Annotated in this window: 3 protein-coding genes and 1 tRNA gene; 1 reads left to right on the top strand and 3 read right to left on the bottom strand. The window is 32.0% G+C overall.

From position 1 onward, the window contains the following. On the top strand, positions 1-703 hold a 703-nt coding region (gene rodA / locus ACTG3S_RS05170; protein WP_439128303.1), incomplete at its 5' end, for a rod shape-determining protein RodA. Between the two features lie 77 nt (positions 704-780). On the opposite strand, the gene rpsT is transcribed toward rodA, so the two are convergent. The 3 genes from rpsT to ACTG3S_RS05185 all read right to left on the bottom strand — a co-directional run. Beyond that, positions 781-1,032, bottom strand: coding sequence for a 30S ribosomal protein S20 (gene rpsT, locus ACTG3S_RS05175; RefSeq protein WP_439128304.1), 252 nt, complete (start codon positions 1,030-1,032; stop codon positions 781-783). A 34-nt stretch (positions 1,033-1,066) separates the two neighbouring features. After that, positions 1,067-1,138 (bottom strand) — tRNA-Glu (locus ACTG3S_RS05180). Positions 1,139-1,224: 86 nt separating this feature from the next. Further along, positions 1,225-2,271: His/Gly/Thr/Pro-type tRNA ligase C-terminal domain-containing protein (locus ACTG3S_RS05185; protein ID WP_439128305.1), on the bottom strand; the 1,047-nt coding region annotated here is incomplete at its 5' end.

The raw sequence follows: 2,271 nt of genomic DNA on the forward strand, positions 1-2,271 counted from the left end.
TAATATTGTGCTATTCCTCTTAACCATTTTATTGGGTGTCAAATGGATGTTAATTTCACTATTTTTTATTATCACTCTATTTTCTGTGTATGCAATATATAAAGGAGGAAAACGATTTTTCCGTTTTAATTGGTATAAAATTTTAGGTATATATGTAATAGTAGGTGTTTTTGTTGTAGGTACAGGTTTTGCTTATAATAATGTATTTAAACAACATCATAGAGATCGTTTCGAGATACTTTTAGGGCTTAAAAAAGACAATCAAGGTATTGGGTACAATTCCTATCAATCTGAATTAACAATTAGTTCTGGTGGTTTTACAGGAAAAGGTTTTTTAAAAGGAGATTTAACGCAAGGAGACTTTGTACCAGAACAACATACAGACTATATATTTAGTGTAATAGGAGAAGAGTGGGGTTTTGTAGGAACCACATTTGTAATTTTACTATTTATGATATTAATGTTTAGAATTCTTTATCTAGCAGAAACACATACGAATAAGTTTGGTAGAATTTATGGCTATGGTTTGGCCTCAATTCTCTTTTTTCATGTAATCGTAAATATTGGTATGGTTATAGGTTTGTTACCCACTGTAGGAATCCCTTTGCCGTTTTTTAGTTATGGAGGCTCATCTCTTTGGGGATTTACCATTTTGCTTTTCATCTTTATTAGATTAGATGCACACAAAAATTACGGTTGGTAATTTATAATTCAATATAGCACAAAAAAAAGCTCTGAATTTAATTCAGAGCTTTTAAAATATAATAATTTTATTTGTTACTACAATGCAGCAACATGTTTTGTTAATTTAGATTTTAAATTAGCAGCTTTATTCTTATGAATAATGTTGTTTTTAGCTAATTTGTCTAACATAGAAATAACAGTATTCAATTTTCCTTCTGCGTCTTTCTTGTCTTCAATAGTACGTAAATCTCTTACAGCATTTCTTGTAGTTTTATGCTGATATTTATTACGTAACCTTTTAGCTTCGTTACTTCTAATTCTCTTTAATGCTGACTTATGATTTGCCATAATTTCTTGTATTCGTTTTTTTATTAAAACTTTGTAGTCCGTACGGGAATCGAACCCGTGTTACCAGGATGAAAACCTGGCGTCCTAACCCCTAGACGAACGGACCATAACAATTAAATATCTCTCAATTGCGGATGCAAATATACAACGTTTTTTAAATTCTGCAATTATTTTTTAATTTTTTTTAAAAAATTAATATGCCTTTGCAAAAAGCACCCTTTTTGTTGAGGGTTTGCCAGTTAAAACACAGGTTCCATTTTCTTCTTTAACATCATTTGGTATACATCTAATGGTTGCTTTAGTGTATTCTTTAATTCTATTTTCAGTTTCTTCTGTACCATCCCAGTGTGCAGATACAAAACCACCTTTCTTTTTTATGGCTTTTTCAAATTCTTTAAAATTGTCTACAACTGTGGTATGCTCTTTTCTAAAATCTATTGCTTTCTGATATAAGTTTTCTTGTATTTCTTCAAGTAACGAACTTACAAAACTTACTAAATCATCTTGCGCTACTGTTTGTTTTTCAAAAGTATCTCGTCTAGCAACTTCTACTGTATTGTTTTCTAAATCTCTTTTTCCAATAGCAATTCTAACAGGTACTCCTTTTAATTCATATTCTGCAAATTTTGCTCCGGGTCTAAAAGTGTCTCTATTATCAAACTTTACAGATATTCCTTTTTTACGCAACTCTTTTATAAATACTTGTACTTTTTCTGATATTTCCTCTAACTGGTCTTCACCTTTATAAATTGGCACAATCACAACTTGTATTGGCGCTAATTTTGGAGGTAAAACTAAACCAGCATCATCAGAATGAGTCATAATTAAGCCACCAATTAAACGAGTAGAAACTCCCCAAGAAGTAGCCCAAACATGTTCTTGTTTACCTTCTTTAGAGGTAAACTTTACATCAAAAGCTTTGGCAAAATTTTGCCCTAAAAAGTGACTAGTTCCTGCTTGTAATGCTTTACCATCTTGCATTAAGGCTTCTATTGTGTAGGTGTCTTCTGCACCAGCAAAACGTTCACTATCAGATTTAACACCTTTAACTACAGGCATTGCCATAAAGTTTTCTGCAAATTCTGCATATACTTCTTGCATTTGTTTAGCTTCTACGACTGCTTCTGCTTTGGTTGCGTGTGCAGTGTGGCCTTCTTGCCATAAAAATTCTGCAGTTCTTAAAAACAGACGCGTTCTCATTTCCCAACGTACAACATTTGCCCATTGGTTTATCAGTAG

It is taken from the genome of Polaribacter sp., from assembly GCF_965656025.1.
Lineage (GTDB): Bacteria > Bacteroidota > Bacteroidia > Flavobacteriales > Flavobacteriaceae > Polaribacter.